The organism is Candidatus Sordicultor fermentans (assembly GCF_012728195.1).
Taxonomy (GTDB): Bacteria; Atribacterota; Atribacteria; order Atribacterales; family Caldatribacteriaceae; genus Sordicultor; species Sordicultor fermentans.
Genome location: NZ_JAAYFP010000182.1, coordinates 1 through 21,938, shown reverse-complemented (window position 1 = coordinate 21,938; position 21,938 = coordinate 1). Strand labels below are relative to the sequence as shown.

The following is a 21,938-nucleotide window of genomic DNA, read 5'->3' as shown; positions in this document are numbered from 1 at the left end:
TCGAGCTCATATTCATCCTGAGTGGCGGGCAGAACACCTGGAAATAGAGCACTGGATAGCTCTCGTTTCTCAACTCGAGACGATAGCCAATAGTTGACTACGAGAACACTGAGGAAGGAAAAGTCCCCGGAGAGGGGAGATGAGAGAGCACTCTCAGATTTTTAGTTTGTTAGAGGAGGGTCCCCCTCCAGTTTTTTTTATGCTTCTTCTTCGCGATTATAAAGGAATTTCTCTCTGGAGGTTTGGCTCTCCAAACCTCCAGTCTTTCATTAGACGTCCGAATACCGAAAGCCTTGGAGAGGGTGGCGCATCGCCCTCTCCTGTATTTTCCTTCCACTTTTCGGGCTTTATTGCTACCCATATCTATCTGCTCTAGGCCGGAGGAGCTTTTGATGTGAACTAAATTGACAAAAAGGAATAATTATCTATCAGGTTGAGGCGATATTATCTAAATGTGAAAACTGAGGAAAACGCTTTTCCTTCAGCGTAATTTTTAATCTTTTTCGCTTTTAATCTCTTTTCTTTAATCTTACACCGTAAGTAGTTCTGTATTTTTGTTTTAGTCTTTTGGGGAGTTATAAGGGAGAGTTTTTCTTCCCCTTATAACTTGGACCTCTGATAGGGACATTCAGGAATGACGCCTCTTTCCGTCATTCCTGAAATTTTTTATCGGGAATCCAAACGCTTTTAAATACTGTGACCCCTCGCAGAACCATTCAGGAGTGACGAAAAAGGTGATAGAAACACTCAAGGGGTGACGGCAAAAAGAAGGGAGTTCATAAAGGGGAAACATTTATTCAAGAATGACGAATTTGAGGGGGTGGCGAATGCAAAAGGGAGTTATAGGGAAGGTTTCCCCCCCCTTATTGCCGGGTTTATAAGGGTTATGGTTGTGTTATAATTTAGGGGTGTATTCAGGAGGAAAAGAATTGGCTGGATTAAAGATTTTTGGGCTGATAGAGCTCAAGCTAAGCAAATTCGAGAGTTGAAAGATAAATATGTGGAGGCGGTTAACGCTCAGGAGAAAGAGGTTTCCCGTCTCTCGGATGCAGAATTACGGCACAAAACTGAAGAATTCCAAAGAAGAATTCAGGAAGGAAGCAGCTTAGATGATTTATTGGTGGAGGCTTTTGCCGTAGTTCGAGAGGTAGCAAAGAGAACAACCGGTATGCGTCCTTTTGATGTACAAATCATGGGAGGCGTGGTGCTTCATCAGGGAAAAATTGCTGAGATGGCTTCCGGCGAAGGGAAAACCCTGGTAGCTACCATGCCTGCTTATCTCAATGCTTTAGAAGGAAAAGGAGTGCATATCGTTACTGTTAATGATTATCTGGCCAAAAGAGATCGTTACTGGATGGGGCCTATTTTTGAGTTTTTGGGGTTATCGGTGGGTTTGATTCAGCATGACTCCTCTCCTGCAGAGCGTAAAAAGGCTTATCTCTGTGATATCACCTACGGGACTAATACCGAGTTTGGTTTTGATTACCTGCGAGATAATATGGTTATCCGCTTCGAAGATGTAGTGCAAAGAGAGTTAAATTACGCTATTGTTGATGAAGTGGATAGTATTTTGATTGATGAGGCGCGTACTCCTTTAATCATTTCTGGGCCAGCAGAGGAAGACACAGAAATTTATTACAAAGTGAATAAAGTGGTGAGGAGGCTATCCTATCCTGAGGACTTCGATTATGAAGAGAAGACCCGTTCCATATGGTTGACGGAAAAAGGAGTCACCAAAGTGGAAAACTTGCTTCATATCGATAATCTTTATGAGGAAACCGGGAAAGGTTCTTTAGAACACCTGGTGAGGCAAGCTTTACGGGCTCATCATCTTTATAAAAAAGACGTCGATTATGTAGTGAAAGATGGAGAAGTAATCATTGTAGATGAGTTCACTGGTCGGCTCATGCATGGACGCCGCTATAGCGATGGTCTTCATCAAGCTATAGAAGCCAAAGAAGGCCTAAAAGTGGCTAATGAAAATCAGACTTTAGCTTCCATTACTTATCAGAATTATTTTCGAATGTATAACAAAACCAGCGGGATGACGGGAACAGCTAAAACTGAAGAAAGTGAGTTTATTTACACTTATGGTATGCCGGTAGTGGTAATTCCTCCTAATCGACCTCTCCATCGAACCAATCACCCTGATGTTATTTACCGCAGGGAAGAGGAGAAGTTTGCTGCAGTAGTCGAAGAAATTGAAAAACAGAATAAAGCAGGGAGACCGGTTTTAGTGGGGACGGTTTCCATTGAAAAGTCAGAAAGGCTGAGTAATCTTCTTCACCAGCGGAAAATTCCCCACCAGGTGCTTAATGCTAAACATCATGAAAAAGAAGCGGAAATTGTTGCTCAGGCCGGGAAAAAAGGAGCGGTTACTATTTCTACTAATATGGCCGGACGAGGAACAGATATTCTTCTGGGAGGTAATCCTGATTTTCTGGCTCGAGAAGAAATGAGAAGCAAGGGGTTTAAAGAAGAAATAATTCTCGAGGCCGCAGAAGGCTTACCTACTGACTTACCAGAGGTAAAAGAAGCTCGAGAGGTTTACCGAGAGCTTCTTTCCCGGTTTAAAGAAATAACCGACCGAGAAGGGGAAGAAGTTAAAGCTGCTGGTGGTTTGCATGTTATTGGTACAGAGCGACACGAAAGCAGGAGAATTGACAATCAATTACGAGGACGGGCAGGAAGGCAGGGTGACCCTGGCTCATCGCAATTTTTCCTCTCTTTAGAAGATGACCTGTTGCGCCTTTTTGGTTCAGATAAAATATCTCAACTCATGGAAAAATTGGGAATGGAGGAGGGAGTCCCTCTGGAGCATTCTTTGGTTACCCGAGCTATAGAATCGGCTCAAAAAAGAGTAGAAGGGCATTATTTCCAGATTAGAAAGACTCTCCTTCAGTATGATGATGTGATGAATAAACAAAGAGGGGTAATTTATGAGCAAAGAAGAATGGTGCTTCGAGAAGAAAATCTTCGTCCTCACATTCTGGGAATGATGGAAGAAGTGGTTAAAGATATAGTTTCTGCTTATGCTCCAGAAAAAGTTTATCCTGAAGAATGGGATTGGGAAGGGCTGAGTCAGCGCTTGTTTTCCGTTTTAGGATGGGAGTGGAAAGTAGACGAAGAAAAAAAACTCAGCTATTATCCTTCTCTTTTGCAAGAGGATATTTTGCAGTCTTTACGAGAAATTTATGAAAGCAAAGTACAGGAAATAGGAGAACCTCTGTTCCGGGAGTTAGAAAGATATGTGCTCTTGCGGGTGGTGGATAGTTACTGGAAAGATCATCTGCGTAATATGGACCATCTCCGGGAAGGGATTGGATTACGAGCGATAGGGCAAAGAGACCCCTTTGTCGAGTATCAGCTGGAAGCTTTTGATATGTTCCAGGATATGATAGCTCATATTCGGGAAGATACCATTCGCTATATTTTACATCTACGAGTGGTCACCGAAGCTAAAAAGCCCTCATCCAGGGCTTCCTCACCTAAACCTCCTCGGGAAAAAGTGGCGACAGCGCGGAGTAAAAATAAGGTGGGAAGAAATGACCCCTGTCCTTGCGGAAGTGGTTTAAAATATAAATATTGCTGTGGGAAAAATGAATGAAAGGAGAAGAGAAAAGATGCCTGATGTAATAGAAGAATTAGAAGAAGTTAAAGGTAAACTGGAAGAAATAGGGGGCTATCTTTGACCAGTTAAATTTAGAAGAGAAAATAAGGGAAATAGAAAAGAAAATGTCCCGGGAGGGTTTCTGGGATAATAGAGGTGGAGAAAACCAGATTCTGGGAGAATACAAATCTTATCGCCAGATCTGGGAGCAATATCAGAATTTACAAGAGCGATGGAGAGAAGCACAAGAATTCAGTTCTCTGATTAGCGAAACGGACTCAGAATTTTCCGAGCTGAAAAAGGAAATTAAAAGCTTAACCCAGGAAGCAGAGGACTTAAAGATCCGGCTTCTTTTTTCTGAGACAGAAGATAGTCATAATGCCATAGTTACCATCCATTCCGGAGCAGGAGGAGTGGAGTCTCAAGATTGGGTGGAAATGCTTTTTCGCCTTTATCTCCGTTTTTGTGAGAGAAAAGGTTTTGAAGTTCGAGTGACCGATATTTTAGAAGGGGAAGAAGCGGGCTTAAAATATGTGACTTTCCTGGTGCAGGGAGATTATGCCTATGGTTATCTCAAATCAGAAAGGGGAGTGCATCGCCTTATTCGTATTTCTCCTTTTGATGCCAATCGTCGTCGCCATACCACCTTTGCTTTAGTAGAAGTGACTCCTGAGATGGGGGACGATATTAAAGTGGAAATTGAACCTCAAGATTTGAAAATAGAGACTTTTCGGGCAGGAGGTCACGGTGGCCAGCATGTGAATGTAACTGATTCAGCAGTTCGTATTATTCACATACCTACTGGCATAGTGGTGCAGTGCCAGAATGAGCGCTCTCAACATCAGAATAAAGCTCTGGCTATGAGGATATTAAAGTCTCGACTTTATGAATATTATCAAGAGGAACAGAAGAAAAAGATTATGGAGATGAAAGGAGAACGTAAAGACATTGCCTGGGGTAATCAGATTCGCACCTATGTTTTCCATCCTTATAGTTTGGTGAAAGATCATCGTACCGGTCACGAAACAGGCAACGTTGAGCGAGTGATGAACGGAGAAATTGATGATTTTGTAGAAGCTTTTTTAGAGAAGAGTCAAATTTCTTCCGAAAAGGAGTAGGATTCATGAAAGTTTATGCTTTGATTGGGCCAAGCGGAACGGGTAAGAGTTATCATGTTCCTCATTTAGCCCAGAAATACAAAATTGATTGTATAATTGATGACGGACTTCTTATTTCGGGGGGGAGAATTATCGCTGGTCGCTCGGCAAAAGCGGAGATTAATAAAATTAGGGCAACTAAAATAGCTCTTTTCTATTTTTCTCCGGATCGGGAAGCGGTTAAGGAAGCTCTGAGGAAGCTTGCTCCTCAAAATATAATGATATTGGGAGTCTCTCTTCGTATGGTAGAGAAAATCTGTGAGCATCTGGAGCTGCCTCTTCCTGAGGAAGTTATAGAGATTGAGAAGATAGTTTCTCCTCAGGAGATAGAGCTGGCGCTATCGGCACGGGAGAACGAAGGTAAACATACTATTCCTGTGCCTCTTGTGGAGTTGAAGAGGAACTTGTGGAGCAGCTTGATGGATACTGTGCCGGTTGCTATCTGGAGGTGGTTTTATTCTTCAAGAGAGAAAACAGTGGTACGACCTCCTTTTAGTTATCTGGGTAAATTAGTGATTTCCGAGAAAGCCCTTCTTTCTCTTCTTGATTTTCTTCTTTCTCGTTTTCCCTGGATAGAAGAAGTAAAAGGGCTGTCTATTCACTACTCCGAAAGAGGAGTAGAGGTAGTGGTGAATTGTATCATCAATCCTGATTTCTCTCTTTCTCAAGTGGGGCATTTAACCCAGAAGAGATTGAAGGAAGGATTAGAATATCTGACCGGGGTGGATGTGAGAGCTGTGAATGTCAATGTAGAAGGAATAGCAGATAGAGAGGAACAGCTGGTTTATGTCTAAGAAAACTTTATTAGAGTTAGTGGAAGAGTTGGAAAAAGAGAAAGCTCTCCTTCTTCGGGGAGGAGGAGAAAAAGCCCTGAAAAAGCAACATGAGGCAGGGAAACTCACCGCTCGGGAGAGGATAGAGTTGTTGGTGGATGAGGGAAGTTTTGAAGAAATCGATCTTTTTATAGAGCATCGGGCCGATCGGTTTGGTATGGCAGAAAGAAAGCTTCCCGCTGATGGAGTGGTGACTGGTTTTGGAACAATAGAAGGAAGGGTAGTGTTTGTCTATTCTCAAGATTTCACTGTGATGGGTGGGTCTTTAGGAGAGATGCACGCCCGGAAAATTACCAAAATTATGGATATGGCGCTCAAAGTGGGTGCGCCTATTATAGGCATAAATGATTCAGGAGGTGCTCGTATCCAGGAAGGCATAGATTCTCTTTCTGGTTATGGACAGATTTTTTTTCGCAACACCCAGGCTTCTGGTGTTATCCCTCAGATTGCTCTTATTTTAGGGCCCTGTGCTGGAGGGGCGGTTTATTCTCCAGCGCTCATGGATTTCATCTTTATGGTAGAGGGAGAGAGCAAAATGTTCGTTACCGGACCTCAGGTGGTAAAAGCAGCCACTGGCGAAGAGATTTCGGCTGAAGATTTAGGAGGAGCAACAACACATGCCACAAAAAGTGGAGTAGCTCATTTTGTGGCTTCTACTGAAGAAGAGTGCTTTTTAAAGGTACGTACTCTCTTGAGTTACCTTCCTTCCAACAATGTAGAAGATCCTCCGGTAGGGGATTCTTCCGACCCCTGGAACAGACATAATACCCCTCTTTTGGAGATAGTCTCTCCTCATCCCAATAAGCCCTATGATATGAAAGAAGTAGTGGAAGAGTTAGTGGATAGAGGCAGTTTCTTAGAGGTGCAAAAAGACTTCGCTCGTAATATAATAGTGGGGTTCTCCCGGATAGGAGGGCAAGTAGTGGGGGTGGTGGCTAATCAGCCTTATCATTTAGCAGGGTGTCTGGATATTAACGCTGCGGATAAAGCTTCCCGGTTTATCCGTTTTTGCGATTGTTTTAACATTCCTCTTCTAACTTTAGTTGATGTTCCTGGTTTTTTACCGGGTAGCAATCAGGAGCTGGGGGGGATTATTCGCCATGGGGCTAAAATGCTCTATGCTTATTCAGAAGCCACTGTTCCTAAAATAACGGTTATTTTACGGAAAGCTTACGGAGGAGCTTATTTAGCTATGTGTAGTAGAGACCTGGGCGCCGATTTAGTTTTAGCCTGGCCTACTGCTGAAATTGCTGTCATGGGTGCAGAGGGGGCAGTAGACATCATTTTTCGTCAGGAAATAGAAAAAGCGCTGGATTCTGAAGTAGAGAGGGAAAAACTACTGGAACAATATCGTCAGGAGTTTTATAATCCTTATCAGGCGGCAAGAAGGGGCTACGTGGATGAAGTCATTGATCCTCGAGAAACTCGGATTAAAGTAGCCAAGGCTCTCGAAGTTTTCTGGTCTAAACGAGAAGAAGGGAAGGGAAAGAAACATGGTAATTTCCCAGTATGATTTGGGTGTGAAATTAAAACCCCAAGTGGTGGCGGCTATCGCTGCTGCTCTTTTTGAAATTCTGGAAGAAGAAAAACCTTCTTTGCCCTATGTACCGAAGAAAAACAAAAAGTGGAAAGAACTGGGTAAGCATGAGCGTTGCTGGATGCTTCGCTTGGGGAGGTAAGCGATGAGGAGATTTTTAGTAAGAGTGAATGGAGAAGAATATGAAGTTGAGGTAGCGGAAGTAAGAGAAGAAGGAGAGAGCCACTGGAATATAAGAGATATAAAAAAAGTGGTTCCTTCCCCTTCTCCTCTCCAGGTTACCACCACTCTTCGGGCTCCTATGCCCGGAAGAGTTTTGGCCATTAATGTAGCAAAAGGAGAAAAAGTGGAAGCAGGACAGGTGGTAATTATTCTGGAAGCTATGAAGATGGAAAATGAGATTGCTGCAGAGCGAGAGGGAATAGTAAAAGAGGTCTATGTGGAAGAAAATGACACCGTAGATAGCGGAGACCCTCTTTTAGAAATTGAGGAGGGAAGATGAGGAAGAATATTTTTTTACTGGTGGGATTTTTAATCATCTTCTTTTTCTCTCTTCCTATTCTTTCTGAGAGATGGGAGCGGGAATCTCAATCCAGAGTGGTAGAGCTGGTGGTGGACTGGAATGATTTAGAATGGGTGGGGAAGACAGAGGGAGTAGATCCTCTACTTCTTGCTGAAGAACTGAAAAAGGAAGGATTTAATAGTTTAGGAATTAGTGAACTTACCTGGAGGCAATTAGTCAGTCAGGGAAGGGCAGTTCCAGTAGCTCCCTCTCCTTTTTCTTCTCCTATCTTGCGTTATTTTCAGATTTCTGATCCTCTTTTGCGAGAAGCAGTGAAAACCCATCTTCTTCTTTTAGGGAAAGAGGTGGAAGAAAAAGGAGAGATATTGGGGGTAAATATCCTCTATGAAGAAGAAGATAAAATAGGAGTGGGCTGGGATTATAGAATTTTACAGGCTTTACAAGAACAGGGGTTTCGCCTTATACTCCGTCCTTATAATCGTTATAATATCCCTCCCTCGGTTTTAGAAAGTTTGCTGGAAGAAAAAGCCTGGGAAATGACGGAAGGGATTATTTTTTCTGGAGATAGCGTTCTAGGAGCACCTCGCACGGATTCACTGCGTTTTCTCTCTTCTTTTCTGGAAGAAAAGGGGCTGTTCTGGGGATATCTTGAGTTTGTGGGACAAAAAGGAGAAACCACCCTTGCTTCTCTCACCCCTCATTTTACTCTTCGGGCTCACAGTATCCCTCCTGAGGAGCTGAAGGGCTATACCCCGGGAGAAGCCCGGGACCGGTTTTTACGGGCGGTAAAGGAAAGGTCAGTTCCCATCCTTTATCTCCGTCTTTTTACCGATCCTCCTGCTTTTGAAAGCTGGGAGAAAAACTTATCTTACTTACTCTCAGTTAAAAAGGAGCTGGTTGATAATGGGTATACTCCAGGAGAGGTGAGCGTTCCTTCTACTTCTTTTTCTCCTCCCCTTTATTCTTTACTTTTCTTTTCTCTGGCCCTATCTTTTTTTGTTTTTTATCTCTGGGGTTCCTTTTTCCGTCCTTCTTTCTGGATCATTCCCCTGTGTTTTATTCCTCTTGCAGGATTAATTTTCTATAACCCTCTGTGGGGGATGAGGGTTTTGGGACTTCTTGCTGGTATTGTTTACCCTACTTCAGGAGTAATTATTTTGATTGACGCTATTTCTTCAGGAAAGGGGAAGCTCCAGAGCCTGGGATGGGCATTTATGACTCTATTTTCCGGGGCTCTAACTGTATCTATGGGTCTTTACCACTGGTTGTTCCTTTTGCGAATTTACCAGTACTGGGGAGTAAAAGTTTCTCTTATTGCACCTCCTCTTCTTGTCCTCTTTTACCTTTTTAAAAAGAGCTACTGGGGGGTGAGCATTCAACAGGTTTTACTGGAGGACTTAAAGAGATTTGAGTTATTAATAGTAGCTTTTTTAGGAATAGCGGCACTACTTTACCTTACTCGCTCGGGTAACTTTCCCCTCTTGCCCGCCGGTGGTTTAGAGACCAGGATTCGCTCTCTTTTAGAGCGTCTTTTGTTTATGCGTCCCCGCACTAAAGAATTTTTGATTGGTTACCCGGCCCTCTGGCTTTTATTTTACTGGGATAAAGACAAAGTTCGCCCCGCCTACAGCTTAATTCTGTGGTTGGGAGTGTCGGTGGGATTTGCCACTTTTTTCAATTCTTTTTGTCATATTCATACCCCTTTTCTTTATATCCTTTTACGATTTCTCAATGCCTTGGTGCTGAGTCTTCCTGTAGCAGTAATCTATATTGTAGTGATAAAATTGGCTCTCTTTCTGTGGCAGAGAATAGGGAGATGGGGAGAGAGAGGTCATTCAGCAGAAAATTAAACTCTTTATCTTAGGGTATTATGGTTTTGGAAACTGGGGAGATGAACTCAGTCTCCGGGCAGTTCTGGGAGATTTAGAAAGAATTAGAGAAGAGCTAAATCTCCCCTTTTTTTATCAGGTTTTGTACCGAGAGAGCGATTTTTTACTTCCTCTTCCTGAGAATGCGTTTCCTCTGGAGAGAGACAGTTTTTTTTCTGTTCTTCAAGCAATCAAAAGTAGTGATTATATCCTGGTAGGAGGAGGGAGCCTCCTGCAGGATGTTACCAGTTTTCGTTCTCTTCTTTATTATTTTTCCCTTTTGCGCTGGGCACAGTTGTGGAATAAAAAAGTTATTTTTTACCGGGTGGGCTTAGGCCCTCTTATCCGAAGAGAAAGTCGTTTTTTGGTCTCTCGCCTTCTAAGAAAAAGCTCTCTCTCCATTTTTCGTGATGAGGAAAGCTTAAATCTCGCTTTAGATTTAGGAACTCCTTCTTCTTTTCTGGGAGCCGATCCCCTTTTTTCCTGGGGGGGAAAAGAAAAAAAGGAAGAAGGAGAGAAAGTAGCCTTGTTTGTTCGCTCTTTCCCGGAAGAAAACAGGGAAGCTTTATATCGGGCTTTTTTACGATTCAGCAAGGTAGAGGAAAAAAGATTGGAGATAGTGGCTTTTCACCCGGAAAAGGATAGGGAGATAGCTAAAGATATAGCTCAATACTTGAGATGTCCTTGTGTTATTCTTTCTCAATTTTCTCAGATAATCCCTTATTTTGAAAAGTTAAAAGCAGTTTTTACTCTCCGCTTGCATCCGGCAATTCTGGCTACTTTGTTGGATATTCCCTGGTTTGCCCTGGACTTAGACCCTAAAATCCGGGCTTTTTCGGAGTGGTGGGGCGAGGAAAACCTTCTTTCCTTTTCTGACCTGGAAGAAAATAGGCTGGAAGAGGTTTATCAGAGAAGGGATATTTTAAGGGAAAGAGGAAAAGAGGTAAAAAGGGAACTGAAGCAAAAATCAGAGGATAGTGTGAAAATACTGGGAGAATTTTTGAAAAATGCTGAGAAAGTGAGATGAAAATCACTACTCGAGAACTTTTCGGTCTTTCTTTTTATGATTGTTCTTTGCCGGAGCTTTTAGAAGTGTTAGAAGATAAGATAGAGAAAAAGGAAAAAACGCATGTAATAACCGCCAATCCGGAAATTTTGGCCCGGGGATTTCAGGAGGAAGAGTTGAATAAGGTGCTAAAAGAAGCAGAAATTGTGGTAGCTGATGGTATAGGAGTGGTGATGGCTTCCCGTTTTCTGGGAGAGGCGATAAGCCACCGTTTGCCCGGAGTAGAGATAGGAGAAGCTCTTATGATGCAAGCGGAGGAGAAAGAGTGGCGATTTTATTTCCTGGGGGGAAGAGAAGAGGTGGTAGAAGAGGCAGTAAAAGAGCTGAAAGAAAAATATCCTCATCTTGAGATTGGCGGTTTTCATCATGGTTATTTTGGAGATAATGATGAAGAAGTTATAAAAGATATCAATCGGGCCAGCCCTGATATCCTATTTGTAGGTCTGGGGTCCCCTCGCCAGGAATACTGGATCAGGGAAAATCGAGAGAGGATAAATGCTCTGGTGATGATGGGAGTGGGAGGAAGTTTTGATGTGTGGAGCGGGACTAAAAAGAGAGCCCCTCGATGGATAAGGAAATTGAATCTGGAGTGGGCATATCGCATCATTTGTGAACCACAACGTCTGCAAAGAGTTGTTCCCGCTTTCTTTAATTTTGCTCGATTAGTATGGAAAGAGAAGAGAGACCCGACGGTATAGTATAATATCGAACAAGAGGAAGTAAGATGGGATTTTTGGAATTTAAAAAAGTCTATAAAGTTTACCCTGCGGGGGTAAAAGCTTTAGATAATGTAAATCTTTCCATAGAGAAGGGAGAGTTTGTTTTTCTCTGGGGAGCCACGGGAGCGGGAAAAACTACCTTGATGAAACTTATCACCAGGGAAGAGCTACCAACTTCGGGAGAGGTATGGCTGGAAAGATGTAAAATAAGCTCTCTGGAGGATCGCTATCTACCTATTTTGCGTCGCAATTTAGGAGTTGTTTTTCAGGATTTGAAATTGGTGCCTCACTGGACGGTTTTTGAAAATCTTATTTCTCCGCTTCTGGTTCTGGGAGTGAAAAAGAGAGATGCCCATCGCCTGGCGGAAGGAATTCTGGATTTAGTGCACCTACAAGATAAAAAACATCATAAAACAGAATGGCTTTCCGGCGGGGAAAAACAGAAGTTATGTCTGGGTAGAGCTTTAATTCATCGTCCTCATTTAGTTCTGGCTGATGAGCCCACGGGAAACCTGGATGGTGCGACTGCTTTAGGTTTGGTGGGAACCTTGTTTGAATTTTCTGAGAGGTCAGGAGCAACAGTGATTATAGCCACTCACAGCGAAAAACTAGTAAATCGATTCCCGGGTCGTTTAGTTGTGTTAGATAAAGGTAAGATAATCCAGTCTTAAGGAGAATGAGTTTTGCCTAAAAGCAAAGAAGCCTTTCATCATCGGGGAACTTCTTATATAGTGATGGGATTCTTGAGTATTTTTATCACTCAACTGCTTTTAAACCTTTTCATTTTTGGTTATTTAGAATTGGAGCAGATGGGAGGAGTGTGGCAGAGTAGTTTTACCATCCGAGCTTTTTTCCCGGAAGAGGTATCTCCTGAGGTAGTAGAAGACGTAAAGGAGAGGGTCAAAGCCCTGCCTCTTGTAGGAGAGGTAAAGTTGGTTGATTCAGAGGAAGCCAAAAGTAGATTTTTGAGCTATTTTAATCTGCAAGAAGAGGATCTCGGTTTAGAAGAAAATCCTTTTCCTCCTTCTCTGGAAGTTCAAGCACAACGGGTAGAAGAATTGCCCTTTCTAGCTCAGGAATTAGAAAAGATAGAAGAATTTGAAGAAGTTTTTTATGGGGGAGAAAATACCGATGCTCTTCTGCGCTTTTATCGCTTTTTCCTTACTGCTGGGGGGCTTTTACTTCTGGCTCTTTTTGTTTTTTCCCTTTTAGTGGTTACCACTGTTATCAGAGCTTCTATTCAAGCCCGAGAAACAGAAATTGAAGTCTGGAACCTCATGGGAGCCACTAAACGGTTTATTCGAGCACCTTTTATCTATCAGGGAGTGATGGAAGGTTTAAGTGGAGGAGTGACAGCTTTTGTAGTTAGCCTGGTTTTTTTCCACTTCTTGCTCGATTTTCTTAATACTTCTTTTCCTCTTTTTTTCTGGATAAACTGGGAAGAGCTGATTTTGCCATTGGGAGTGGTAAGTATTTTGATGAGCAGTTTTTTGGGGTTTCTGGGAGCACTTTTGGCTTGCAACTCGATAGAAGAGGAAAGTGCTAAAAAATGAGGAAGATTATTTTCTCGTTACTGATATTTCTTGTTTTACTTTTATTTTTCTTTAATCTCCCCGGAGGAGCTCAAGACTTAGAGAAAGAAATTTCCGAGCAGCAGGCAAAATTGGAGAAGCTGAGAAGCGAGCAGTTGAAATTAGATCGGGAGTTAGATAAATTATTGAAGGATGAAAAAAATCTGGTTAAAGAGATAGCAAACTTAGATAAACAAATCGAAAATCTGGAGAAAAATGCTGCTCAGTCCCGGGCCAAAATTCTCCAGCTGGAAGCGGAGAGAGCAAAACTCCAGAAGGAAATTGAAGTTCTTTCCCAGAAAATAGAGGAAGACAAAGGAAAGGTGAAAGATATTTTAGTCCGGGCTTATAAATATAACGGGGGAGTTAGTTTCTGGGAGTTGCTCATGACTACCAGTCACCCTGCTCAGTGGGAAGAGCAGTGGTTTCTCCTCCGTAAATATTATAAATCTCAAGCCGATAATCTTGAACGTTATTTAGGAGAAAAGGAAACAAAGGAAAAAAAGGAGGAAGAATTAGCACAGATGATTCGTTTAGAGCTGGTATTAAAAGAGCAAGCACTTTTAGAAAACGAGAAACTGGCTAAGCTAAAAGACACTCGGGAGAAAATGCGGCAGAAAATTGCCTCAGATAAAAAACAATTTGAGAGGACTAAAAATGAGCTGGTTAAAGCCCAGAAGGAGATGGAGAGCTTGATTGCCAAACTGCAGGAGGATTTAAAAAAGAAAAGAGAAGGCCAACCCCCGATTTCTATAACTCCAGTAAAACAGGGGCGTCTTTTCTGGCCGGTGCAGGGCACAGTTGTTGAAGGTTTTGGAGAACGAAAAGACCCCCGTTACGGAATTTCCTTTTATAATCCGGGTATAGATATAGGAGCAGAGAAAGGTAGTCCGGTTTTTGCCGCTCACGATGGAGTAGTGATTTTGGCTCAAACTCTCCGGGGCTATGGGAAAACTATTCTTTTGGATCATGGAGATATAATAACTATGTATGCTCATCTCTCAGAGATAAAAGTAGAGGGAGGACAAAAAGTAAAAGGAGGAGAGGTTATTGGTGCAGTGGGTGATACCGGTCTTGTAGAAAGGCCTCTTCTTCACTTTGAGGTGAGGGTGGGAAGTAGTGCTCGGGAAGAAGACCCCCTCAAATGGCTGAGGTAGGAGGAGAAAAATGAGAGATAAAAGGATCTGGCTAATTGGCTGTTTGATCGCTTTATTGGCACTAATTGTGGCCTGGGAGAGCTGGGAAAATAAGGGAGCTTATGGTTTGGGAGGGACTATCGACCTGGAGGAGTGGCAGCCCTTTTTTGAAACCCTTCTTCTACTACAAGAGAGCTTTTATTCTGAAACGCCTCTTGAGGGAAGAGCTCTAATGGAAGAAGCTATTCGAGGGGTGTTAAGAGCAACTGGTGATCCTTATGCTCGCTACTTGAATGAGGAAGATTATAAGGTTGAAACTTCAGATAGAGTAGAGGGAGAATTTTCTGGTCTGGGTATAGTCATAGCTATTAAGGATGATAAGCTTACTGTTATTTCTCCTTTTCAAGGCTCTCCAGCAGAGAAAGCAGGAATTAAAGCTGGAGATGTGATTGTAGAAATAGATGGAGTGCCAGCTCTGGGTATGTCCTCAGATGAAGCGGTACGAAGGATGAGGGGAGAGCGAGGAACTTCGGTGACTTTAACTATCCAGAGGGAGGGAGAAGAAGAAAATATTGTGGTGGAAGTGGTGAGAGATATAATCAAAATTCAGAGCGTGGAATATGAAATGCTCTCCGGGAGTATTGGTCTTATTCGTATTTCTGAGTTTCATGGTCGAACTCAAGAAGAGTTAAAAAAAGCCTTGAGTAGTTTACAAGTTGCAGGGGTGGAAGGTTTAATTTTAGATTTACGCAATAACCCAGGTGGGCTTCTGCAGAGTGCGGTTTTAGCATCAGGTATGTTTGTTCCTCGAGGTAACCCTCTTTTGATTGTAGAGGATAGAGAGGGGAAAAGAGAAAGCATCACCAATTTTGTAGATCCGGTGTGGAAAGGGCCGATAGTTTTAGTGATAAATAAAGGGACAGCGAGTGGTGCAGAAATATTAGCTGGAGTTCTACGAGTTCATTTAGGTGCAGAATTAGTGGGAGAGACAACCTTTGGCAAGGGAGTAGTTCAGGAAATTTTTCCTCTTTCTCATGGAGGAGGAGTAATTTTTACCGTTTCTAAGTATCTCCTTCCCGATGGAACAGATTTGAATGGTAAGGGATTAGAACCGGACATTCTGGTAAGTGAGGAAGAAGAGCAAATTAAAAAAGCGGAGGAAGAGTTACGTAGATTAATCGATGAGAAAGCCCTGGTTTCGTAAACCCGCTCTGTGGGTTATCCTTTTTTTATTAATATGGAGTTTGTTTCTTCTGTGGGGGGAGTGGAAAAAAGGGGAAGAGGTGAGTAATCATTACCTAACCCTGGCCAGGCTCTATCCTCAAAATGAAGAGAGATATCTGGCTCTTTTTCTTCTGGAGGAAATAAAAAAAGATGCACCACTCGAGGTAGTTAAGACTCCGGAAGAAGGGGGAGGCTGGGAAGTTCAAGTTACTCTTACAAATCAGGAATCTCGAGAAGAGTTTTCCCAGAAGATGCTGGATTTATTCCAGCTGCTTTCCTCTTTTGGTTTTGTGGTAAAGCAGGAAAAAGAAGGAGGAAAAGACTTCTATTCTATTTTTCGGGGAGCAGAACCCTGGTTCTTTCTGGAGACGTTTATTCCTCGCCGGGCTCAGATAGCACTGGTAATTGATGATTTAGGTTACAATCTGGAAATGGCCGAACGTTTTTTAGACCTGCCAGTGAAGCTGAATGTTGCCATTTTTCCACACCTTCCTTTGGCTAAAAAAATTGCCTCTTTAGCTGAAGAAAAGGGGAAAGAAATCCTTATCCACTTTCCCATGGAGGCAGAAGATGACCGGGAGAATAGTGGAGAGGCCTTTTTGCTTCGGGTGGGAGAGAGAGAGGAGGAAGTTCGAGAGAAAGTAGAAGAGGTTTTGCGACTAATTCCCCAGGCTAAAGGGATAAACAACCACAAAGGTTCTCGGGCTACCTCTGACTATTTACTGATGAGCCATTTTATGGAGAGCTTGAAGGGGCGGGGAGTATATTTTCTGGACAGTTTAACTTCCTCTCATTCTCTGGCCTATCGCTTAGCTTCTCAAAAAGGAATCCCCTCTTTTTGCCGGGATGTATTTTTAGATGGAGAACTTTCTCTTTCTTACGTTATTGCTCAGTTGCAGAAAACGGTAGAAATAGCGAAGAAAAATGGTCAGGCTATTGCCATTGGTCATCCCAATGAGGTGACTTATGAAGCTATTTACCAGTTTGTGAGCAATTTTTCCGAACCGGGAGTGGAAATCGTTTTTCTTTCGGAAATGGAGGAAAGAAATTGAATTTTATAGACGATGATAATTGTTTATTCTGTGGGAGCCAAAATCCTTATGGTTTCCACCTGGTATTTCGGCAAGAAGACGACTTTACTGTTACTGAAACTTCAGTTCCCTGGTATTATCAAGGATTTAAAGGGGTAGTGCATGGAGGGATAGTAGCGGCTCTTTTAGATGAAGCTATGTCTCATAGCTTAAAAAACGCAGGAATTGAGGCAGTAACCGGTACTTTAGAAACCAGGTACATAAAGCCTCTTTTAACTGAAAAGCCTCTTGTCGCTCGTGGTCGAGTAGTTAAAAAAAATGGAAGAATAATAGAGGTGCAAGGAGAAGTAATTCAGGAGGGAGAAGTGGTGGCTCGGGGGAAAGGAGCTTTTATTGTGCCCCGGGAAAGGAGTGAGAAAATTGGCTGAAGTGAGGACTCGATTTGCACCCAGCCCTACCGGATTTTTACATCTGGGAGGAGCGAGGACTGCACTATTTAATTGGGCTTTTGCCCGAAAAGAAGGCGGAAAGTTTATTTTGAGGATTGAAGATACCGATGTAGCTCGCTCTACCGAAGAAGCGGTAGAAGTGATTTTAGATAGTTTGAGATGGTTAGGTTTGCACTGGGATGAAGGACCCTATTTTCAAAGCCAGCGTCTGGAAATTTATCGAAAATATGCTCTTTTGCTCTGGGAAAAAGGTTTGGCTTATGAGTGCTTCTGTACCCCGGAAGAGTTAAAAGAGAGAAGACAAGAAACTATGGCTCAGGGTGAGAGCTGGCGCTATGACCGCAAATGCTGGAACCTAAAAGAAGAAGAAAAGGAAAAACTTAAAAAGGAAGGGAGAAAGTCAATTTTACGCTTCTATATCCCTCCGGGAGAGACTACTTTCATAGATATGTTACGAGGAGAAGTCCACTTCCATAATGAAGAATTAGATGACTTTGTAATTATGAAATCCGATGGAATGCCCACCTATAATTTTGCTTGCGTGGTAGATGATGCCCTAATGAAAATTTCTCACATAATCCGGGGTGACGACCATATTTCCAACACTCCCCGGCAAGTTTTACTTTATCAAGCTTTTAACTTCCCCATTCCTCAATTTGCTCATATTCCCATGATTTTAGGCAAAGATAAAACTCGTTTGAGTAAAAGACACGGTTCACCTTCGGTTACCTATTATCGAGATCAGGGTTATCTTCCTGATGCTCTTTTCAATTATTTAGCTCGTTTAAGCTGGGCCAGTGGAGAAGAGGAAAAAGAAATATTCTCTAGGGAAGAGATAGTGGAGAGATTTTCTATAGAAAATGTTACCAAACACGCAGCGGTTTTTGATCTGGATAAGCTAAACTGGATGAATAGTGTCTATATTCGCCAGGCAGATAATAAGTATCTGTGTTCTATTTTAGAAGAAATTCTGGTGCGCAGGGGGAGAATAAAGCCAGAAGAAATCACCCCTTCTCATAGAGAATACTGGGAAAAAGTAATAGCCCTGATGAAAGAGAGAATTAAATATGTGGCTCAGCTTGAAGAAGAAGCCAGTTACTTCTTCACTGAAGAGGTAGAGTTTGACCCCGTTGCTTTTGAGGAGGTTTTACGGCGAGAAGGAGTAGAAGAAGTATTAAAAGAATGTGAGGAAATGTTGTCTCGAATAGAGGATTTTCGAGCGCCAGTTCTCGAGGAAGCGGTGAGAGAAATGGCGAAAAAGCGAGGAGTGAAAGCGGCACAAATTATTCATCCTCTACGAGTAGCGGTATCGGGGAAAAAAGTGGGGCCAGGGCTTTTTGAGCTCCTTGAGGTATTGGGAAAAGAAAGAGTGATCGGGAGAATCCAGAGAGCCAGGCAACAGATTAAGGAAGGTTACCCTCTCCGGGATAGTGGTGATGAATGAGGTGGGAGAGCGAATTGAAATCACCCCTCAGTTTTCAGAAACTCTCGAGCTTTTAGAAAATACCTCACGTAGTGTTTTTATCACCGGAAAAGCGGGGACGGGTAAATCCACTCTTCTGCAGATTTTTCGTGATAATACTAAAAAGAAAGTAGTGGTTCTGGCTCCTACCGGGGTTGCTGCTTTGAATGTTAGAGGACAAACCATCCATTCTTTTTTCCGATTCAAACCGGATATAACTCAGGATAAAGTAAAAAAGATTACCAAAAATAAGGATAAAAATATCTATCAGGAAGTGGATACCATCGTTATTGATGAAATTTCTATGGTAAGGGCTGACCTCTTGGATTGTGTGGATAAATTTTTGCGTCTTAATAGCGGTAAAGCGAAAGAGCCTTTTGGTGGAAAACAGATGGTTTTTATTGGCGACCTTTATCAACTTCCCCCGGTGGTTAAAGCAAAAGAAAGGGAGATTTTTAAAACTTGGTATGATACGCCCTATTTTTTCTCGGCTCATGTTTTTCAAAATCTTCCTTTTGAGTTCATAGAGCTGGAAAAAATATTCCGCCAGAAAGATGAAATATTTATTGAGATTTTGAATGCCATTCGTAACGGAACCGCGACTGAAGAGCTTCTGGCCGTTCTTAACCAGAGATATAAGCCTGACTATGTACCCCCGGAAGGAGAATTTTATATCTATCTGACCACTCTCAATCGTTTAGCTAATGAGATAAATGAGGAACAATTGGCCAGAATCCCCGGTTTAGCTTATGACCTTACCGGAACGATAGAAGGAGATTTTGATGAGCGAGACCTTCCTACAGAGAAGACAATCTCTCTGAAAATAGGGGCGCAAGTTATGCTCCTGAACAATGACCCATATGGTCAGTGGGTAAACGGAAGTGTGGGAAAAGTGGTGGAAATTGAAAAGGATAAATCCGGGGAAGTGAAAACAGTGGTGGTAGAGTTGAGAGATGGGGAAGAGGTATATGTTGAGCCTTTTACCTGGGAGATATTTGAATATCAATATGATGAAAAATCAGCTTCGATTAAAACCCATACTTTAGGCTCCTTTACCCAGTTTCCTCTGCGTCTTGCCTGGGCTATTACCATTCACAAAAGCCAGGGTAAAACTTTTGACCGAATAATTTTAGACATATCCGGGGGTACTTTTTCACCTGGCCAGGTTTATGTAGCTTTGAGCCGATGTACCACTTTGGAGGGGATTGTGCTCAAGCAGCCTCTTGAGAAAAGGCATATCTTTATGGACTGGAAAGTACCCCGTTTCCTGAGCGAATATCAATATCGAATTGCAGAAGAGAAAATGCCCCAGGAGGAAAAGATTCATCTTTTACAGGAGGCTGTGGAGGAGAAAAAGAGTCTGGAGATTGTTTACCTCAAGGGAAACAATGAAAAATCGAGACGGGTAATTGACCCTCTTTATGTGGGAGAGCTGGACTATGAAGGAAAAAAATTCACCGGTCTTCAGGCTTATTGCCACAAAAGGAAAGAAATAAGAAACTTCCGGATAGACCGGATTCTAGATATCAGAAAAGTATAAGCGATTGGAGTAAACTATTTCTTTGGCTACGACGATTTATTATCTGGGATTTATCATTGCTTTTCTATTCATCTTTTTTAGTCTGAATGACCTCTTCTGGGATGCTTGTTATTATTTTTCCCGGCGGAAAAGAGCCGGAAATCATCTGCAGATGAAAGATTTAGACACTGTTCCCCGGCGTTTATTGGCGGTTTTAATCCCAGCCTGGAATGAAGCAGAAGTTATCGGTCCTATGGTGGAGAATTTATTTTGTTCCATTAACTATCCTTCCTCGCTTTTTCATATTTTCATTGGTGTTTATCCCAATGACTCAGCCACTTTGAGGGAGGTGCAAATTCTCGAGGAGAGGTATCCTAATGTGCATGGGGTAGTGAACCCCCAGCCGGGACCAACCAGTAAAGCTCAAAATTTAAACCAGGTTTTGAAATTTATACTCCGTTTCGAAAATCAGAAACGCCTTCGTTTTGCTTGTTTTCTGATCCATGATGCTGAAGATATAATACACCCTACTTCTTTTAAGCTGGCCAATTATTTAACTTTTCAACATGAGGTGGTGCAGCTGCCAGTTTTCCCTCTTCAGCACTACCCTACCTGGCGTACTTTCTTTAAGTTTATTACTTCTTCAACTTATGCTGATGAATTTGCTGAAAACCACTATCGGGGGCTTTTAGCTCGAGAGGCAAGCGGGGCTTTTGTTCCCTCAGCAGGGACAGGGTTTATAATTTCTCACTCTGTGTTAGATAAAATGGGAAGTCAGGATATATTTGAAGAAGATAGTATAACTGAGGATTATAAACTATCCTTTCGCTTGGGCGAGCTGGGTATTCCCACCCGTTTTTTTCTGGAAGGCGTTGAGAGGGTGCTGGATAACGGGAAAGTGACCACAGAATATATAGCTACTCGAGAAATTTTCCCCAATACTCTTCGGGAGGCTGTCAAACAGAAGTCACGCTGGATTTATGGTATTTCTTTCCAGAGTTTTTCTTTTAGGGAAGTTATCAAGGATAAAAATTTTCCTCCCATTTTTAAATATAGCCTTTACCGGGATTGGAAGGCGAAATATGCGAATCTTTTATCTATTCCTGGATATGCAGTCTTTGCTTATTTTATTCTCTCCCTGTTTTACGTTTTACCTCCTGTTTACCCGGTGCGGTCTTTATCCTGGTGGTTGAGCGTGGTGCTCACTTTTTTAATGGTTGAGCGGCAAGTGATGCGGGGGATAGCCCTGAAGCAAGTTTATGGATGGCGCTCGGCAATAGCTGGTTGCCTGATTCCTCCTCTTTTGCCTCTGCGAGCGGTGTGGGGAAATATCATAAATTTTCTGGCTACTCTTTCTGCCTGGAGGATATGCTTCTTTGGTTTTCCCAAAAACCGTCCCCGGTGGCAGAAAACAAAGCATTCTTATCTTCCTCCCGAGGTTCTACTGCGCTACCAGCGGAAATTAGGAGATTTAGCATTGGAAAAGCAAATTGTAGCTCCATCAGTTTTAGCTGAACTTCTCAGGGAAGCGAAGGAAAAAGGAGAAAAAATAGGGGAAGTTTTAATCAGAGAAGGAGCTATTTCTCAAGAAGAACTGAACTCAATTTTGGCAGAGGTTCTGAAAAGTGGCTATATAGAGCTGGATAATCACTCGGTTAGAATAACAGAAATTGCTCCCGAGGGGCTCGAGAAGTTTAAAAAGTATTGTGTTATGCCAGTAGCGATAACCAAGCATTCAGTAATTTTAGCTGCCGGAGCTCCTCTTCCTTTGGAAGCTCAACAGGAAATAAAAGAAAGTTTAGGAGGAAGGAATCTCTCCGTAGTTCTATCCAGTCCTTCTCTTATTGCTCAAGCACTTCAAAGTTTGGAAGAACCAGACTCTTTGCCTCAATTTCCTCGGTTAGGAGAAAAGCTTCTAGATAGGGGATTAATAAATGAAGAACAATTGGTAGAAGCCCTGAGAGCCCAGAAGTTCTATCCCAAACCTTTGGGAGAAATATTGGTAGAAATGGGTTTAGTGAGGCCAGAAGACCTGGAGAACTGACTGTTTTTCTTGATTCAACCGAGGTAGAAAAAACGAAAAAAGTTATCTGCCCTATATTGCCATAAAAGAGCGGGGTTTATAAACCCCGCTCTTTTTCATCGATCCATGCATTAAGTCCTGCTATAAAAGCATCAGGGTCTTTTACTTTTTTAATTTCAAGCAATTTACCCAAACTTTGAGGGAAAGCAC

Annotated in this window: 18 protein-coding genes; all 18 read left to right on the top strand. The window is 42.4% G+C overall.

The window, feature by feature from the left end; translation table 11 throughout:
• Window positions 1–928 precede the first annotated feature (928 nt).
• The 18 genes from secA to GXZ17_RS09155 all read left to right on the top strand — a co-directional run bounded on the left by secA (window position 929) and on the right by GXZ17_RS09155 (window position 21,749).
• Window positions 929–3,607 (top strand): preprotein translocase subunit SecA, encoded by a 2,679-nt coding sequence (gene secA / locus GXZ17_RS09240; protein ID WP_409376999.1) that lies wholly within the window; start codon window positions 929–931, stop codon window positions 3,605–3,607.
• Window positions 3,608–3,623: 16 nt separating this feature from the next.
• Window positions 3,624–4,728 (top strand): peptide chain release factor 2 gene (prfB, locus tag GXZ17_RS09235; RefSeq protein ID WP_409376996.1). Its coding sequence is split into 2 segments (ribosomal slippage): window positions 3,624–3,689 and window positions 3,691–4,728, totalling 1,104 coding nucleotides; the frame shifts between segments, so codons are not numbered across the junction.
• A 5-nt stretch (window positions 4,729–4,733) separates the two neighbouring features.
• Window positions 4,734–5,561, top strand: a complete 828-nt coding sequence (locus GXZ17_RS09230; RefSeq protein ID WP_409376995.1) for an Asp23/Gls24 family envelope stress response protein — start codon at window positions 4,734–4,736, stop codon at window positions 5,559–5,561.
• On the top strand, window positions 5,554–7,113 hold the full coding sequence (locus GXZ17_RS09225) for an acyl-CoA carboxylase subunit beta (protein WP_409376994.1): 1,560 nt from the start codon (window positions 5,554–5,556) through the stop codon (window positions 7,111–7,113). Before GXZ17_RS09230 ends, GXZ17_RS09225 begins: the two co-directional genes overlap by 8 nt.
• Window positions 7,094–7,279 carry a hypothetical protein gene (locus GXZ17_RS09220; protein WP_409376993.1) on the top strand — a complete coding sequence of 62 codons (186 nt, stop codon included), beginning with the start codon at window positions 7,094–7,096 and terminating at the stop codon, window positions 7,277–7,279. Before GXZ17_RS09225 ends, GXZ17_RS09220 begins: the two co-directional genes overlap by 20 nt.
• A 3-nt stretch (window positions 7,280–7,282) precedes the next feature.
• Window positions 7,283–7,639 (top strand): acetyl-CoA carboxylase biotin carboxyl carrier protein subunit, encoded by a 357-nt coding sequence (locus tag GXZ17_RS09215; protein WP_409376992.1) that lies wholly within the window; start codon window positions 7,283–7,285, stop codon window positions 7,637–7,639.
• Complete coding sequence (locus GXZ17_RS09210) at window positions 7,636–9,510, top strand: DUF5693 family protein (RefSeq protein WP_409376991.1); 1,875 nt, start codon at window positions 7,636–7,638, stop codon at window positions 9,508–9,510. The genes GXZ17_RS09215 and GXZ17_RS09210 overlap by 4 nt, the downstream gene beginning before the upstream one ends.
• Window positions 9,494–10,555: a polysaccharide pyruvyl transferase family protein gene (locus tag GXZ17_RS09205; RefSeq protein WP_409376998.1), complete on the top strand. Its 1,062-nt coding sequence runs from the start codon at window positions 9,494–9,496 to the stop codon at window positions 10,553–10,555. Before GXZ17_RS09210 ends, GXZ17_RS09205 begins: the two co-directional genes overlap by 17 nt.
• Window positions 10,552–11,292: a WecB/TagA/CpsF family glycosyltransferase gene (locus GXZ17_RS09200; protein ID WP_409376990.1), complete on the top strand. Its 741-nt coding sequence runs from the start codon at window positions 10,552–10,554 to the stop codon at window positions 11,290–11,292. The genes GXZ17_RS09205 and GXZ17_RS09200 overlap by 4 nt, the downstream gene beginning before the upstream one ends.
• 26 nt (window positions 11,293–11,318) lie before the next feature.
• A complete protein-coding gene (locus GXZ17_RS09195) occupies window positions 11,319–11,984 on the top strand; it encodes a cell division ATP-binding protein FtsE (RefSeq protein WP_409376989.1) in 666 nt (221 codons plus the stop codon).
• A gap of 12 nt (window positions 11,985–11,996) precedes the next feature.
• Window positions 11,997–12,866, top strand: coding sequence for a cell division protein FtsX (locus tag GXZ17_RS09190; protein ID WP_409376988.1), 870 nt, complete (start codon window positions 11,997–11,999; stop codon window positions 12,864–12,866).
• Complete coding sequence (locus tag GXZ17_RS09185; RefSeq protein ID WP_409376987.1) at window positions 12,863–14,041, top strand: murein hydrolase activator EnvC family protein; 1,179 nt, start codon at window positions 12,863–12,865, stop codon at window positions 14,039–14,041. The genes GXZ17_RS09190 and GXZ17_RS09185 overlap by 4 nt, the downstream gene beginning before the upstream one ends.
• A gap of 10 nt (window positions 14,042–14,051) precedes the next feature.
• Window positions 14,052–15,224 carry a S41 family peptidase gene (locus GXZ17_RS09180; protein ID WP_409376986.1) on the top strand — a complete coding sequence of 391 codons (1,173 nt, stop codon included), beginning with the start codon at window positions 14,052–14,054 and terminating at the stop codon, window positions 15,222–15,224.
• Window positions 15,202–16,296 (top strand): divergent polysaccharide deacetylase family protein, encoded by a 1,095-nt coding sequence (locus GXZ17_RS09175; RefSeq protein WP_409376985.1) that lies wholly within the window; start codon window positions 15,202–15,204, stop codon window positions 16,294–16,296. Before GXZ17_RS09180 ends, GXZ17_RS09175 begins: the two co-directional genes overlap by 23 nt.
• Window positions 16,293–16,703 carry a PaaI family thioesterase gene (locus tag GXZ17_RS09170; protein ID WP_409376984.1) on the top strand — a complete coding sequence of 137 codons (411 nt, stop codon included), beginning with the start codon at window positions 16,293–16,295 and terminating at the stop codon, window positions 16,701–16,703. Before GXZ17_RS09175 ends, GXZ17_RS09170 begins: the two co-directional genes overlap by 4 nt.
• 1 nt (window position 16,704) lies before the next feature.
• Window positions 16,705–18,168 (top strand): glutamate--tRNA ligase, encoded by a 1,464-nt coding sequence (gene gltX / locus GXZ17_RS09165; protein WP_409376997.1) that lies wholly within the window; start codon window positions 16,705–16,707, stop codon window positions 18,166–18,168.
• Window positions 18,161–19,726: an AAA family ATPase gene (locus GXZ17_RS09160; RefSeq protein ID WP_409376983.1), complete on the top strand. Its 1,566-nt coding sequence runs from the start codon at window positions 18,161–18,163 to the stop codon at window positions 19,724–19,726. The genes gltX and GXZ17_RS09160 overlap by 8 nt, the downstream gene beginning before the upstream one ends.
• Window positions 19,727–19,748: 22 nt before the next feature.
• Entirely contained in the window at window positions 19,749–21,749 is a 2,001-nt protein-coding gene (locus tag GXZ17_RS09155; protein ID WP_409376982.1) for a glycosyltransferase, read from the top strand.
• Window positions 21,750–21,938: the final 189 nt, after the last annotated feature.

Coding starts and splice junctions, on each gene's coding strand:
- GXZ17_RS09230 (WP_409376995.1), top strand. CDS start 4,734: ATGAAAGTTTATGCTTTGATTGGGCCAAGCGGAACGGGTAAGAGTTAT.
- GXZ17_RS09225 (WP_409376994.1), top strand. CDS start 5,554: ATGTCTAAGAAAACTTTATTAGAGTTAGTGGAAGAGTTGGAAAAAGAG.
- GXZ17_RS09220 (WP_409376993.1), top strand. CDS start 7,094: ATGGTAATTTCCCAGTATGATTTGGGTGTGAAATTAAAACCCCAAGTG.
- GXZ17_RS09215 (WP_409376992.1), top strand. CDS start 7,283: ATGAGGAGATTTTTAGTAAGAGTGAATGGAGAAGAATATGAAGTTGAG.
- GXZ17_RS09210 (WP_409376991.1), top strand. CDS start 7,636: ATGAGGAAGAATATTTTTTTACTGGTGGGATTTTTAATCATCTTCTTT.
- GXZ17_RS09200 (WP_409376990.1), top strand. CDS start 10,552: ATGAAAATCACTACTCGAGAACTTTTCGGTCTTTCTTTTTATGATTGT.
- GXZ17_RS09195 (WP_409376989.1), top strand. CDS start 11,319: ATGGGATTTTTGGAATTTAAAAAAGTCTATAAAGTTTACCCTGCGGGG.
- GXZ17_RS09185 (WP_409376987.1), top strand. CDS start 12,863: ATGAGGAAGATTATTTTCTCGTTACTGATATTTCTTGTTTTACTTTTA.
- GXZ17_RS09180 (WP_409376986.1), top strand. CDS start 14,052: ATGAGAGATAAAAGGATCTGGCTAATTGGCTGTTTGATCGCTTTATTG.
- GXZ17_RS09175 (WP_409376985.1), top strand. CDS start 15,202: ATGAGAAAGCCCTGGTTTCGTAAACCCGCTCTGTGGGTTATCCTTTTT.
- GXZ17_RS09160 (WP_409376983.1), top strand. CDS start 18,161: ATGAATGAGGTGGGAGAGCGAATTGAAATCACCCCTCAGTTTTCAGAA.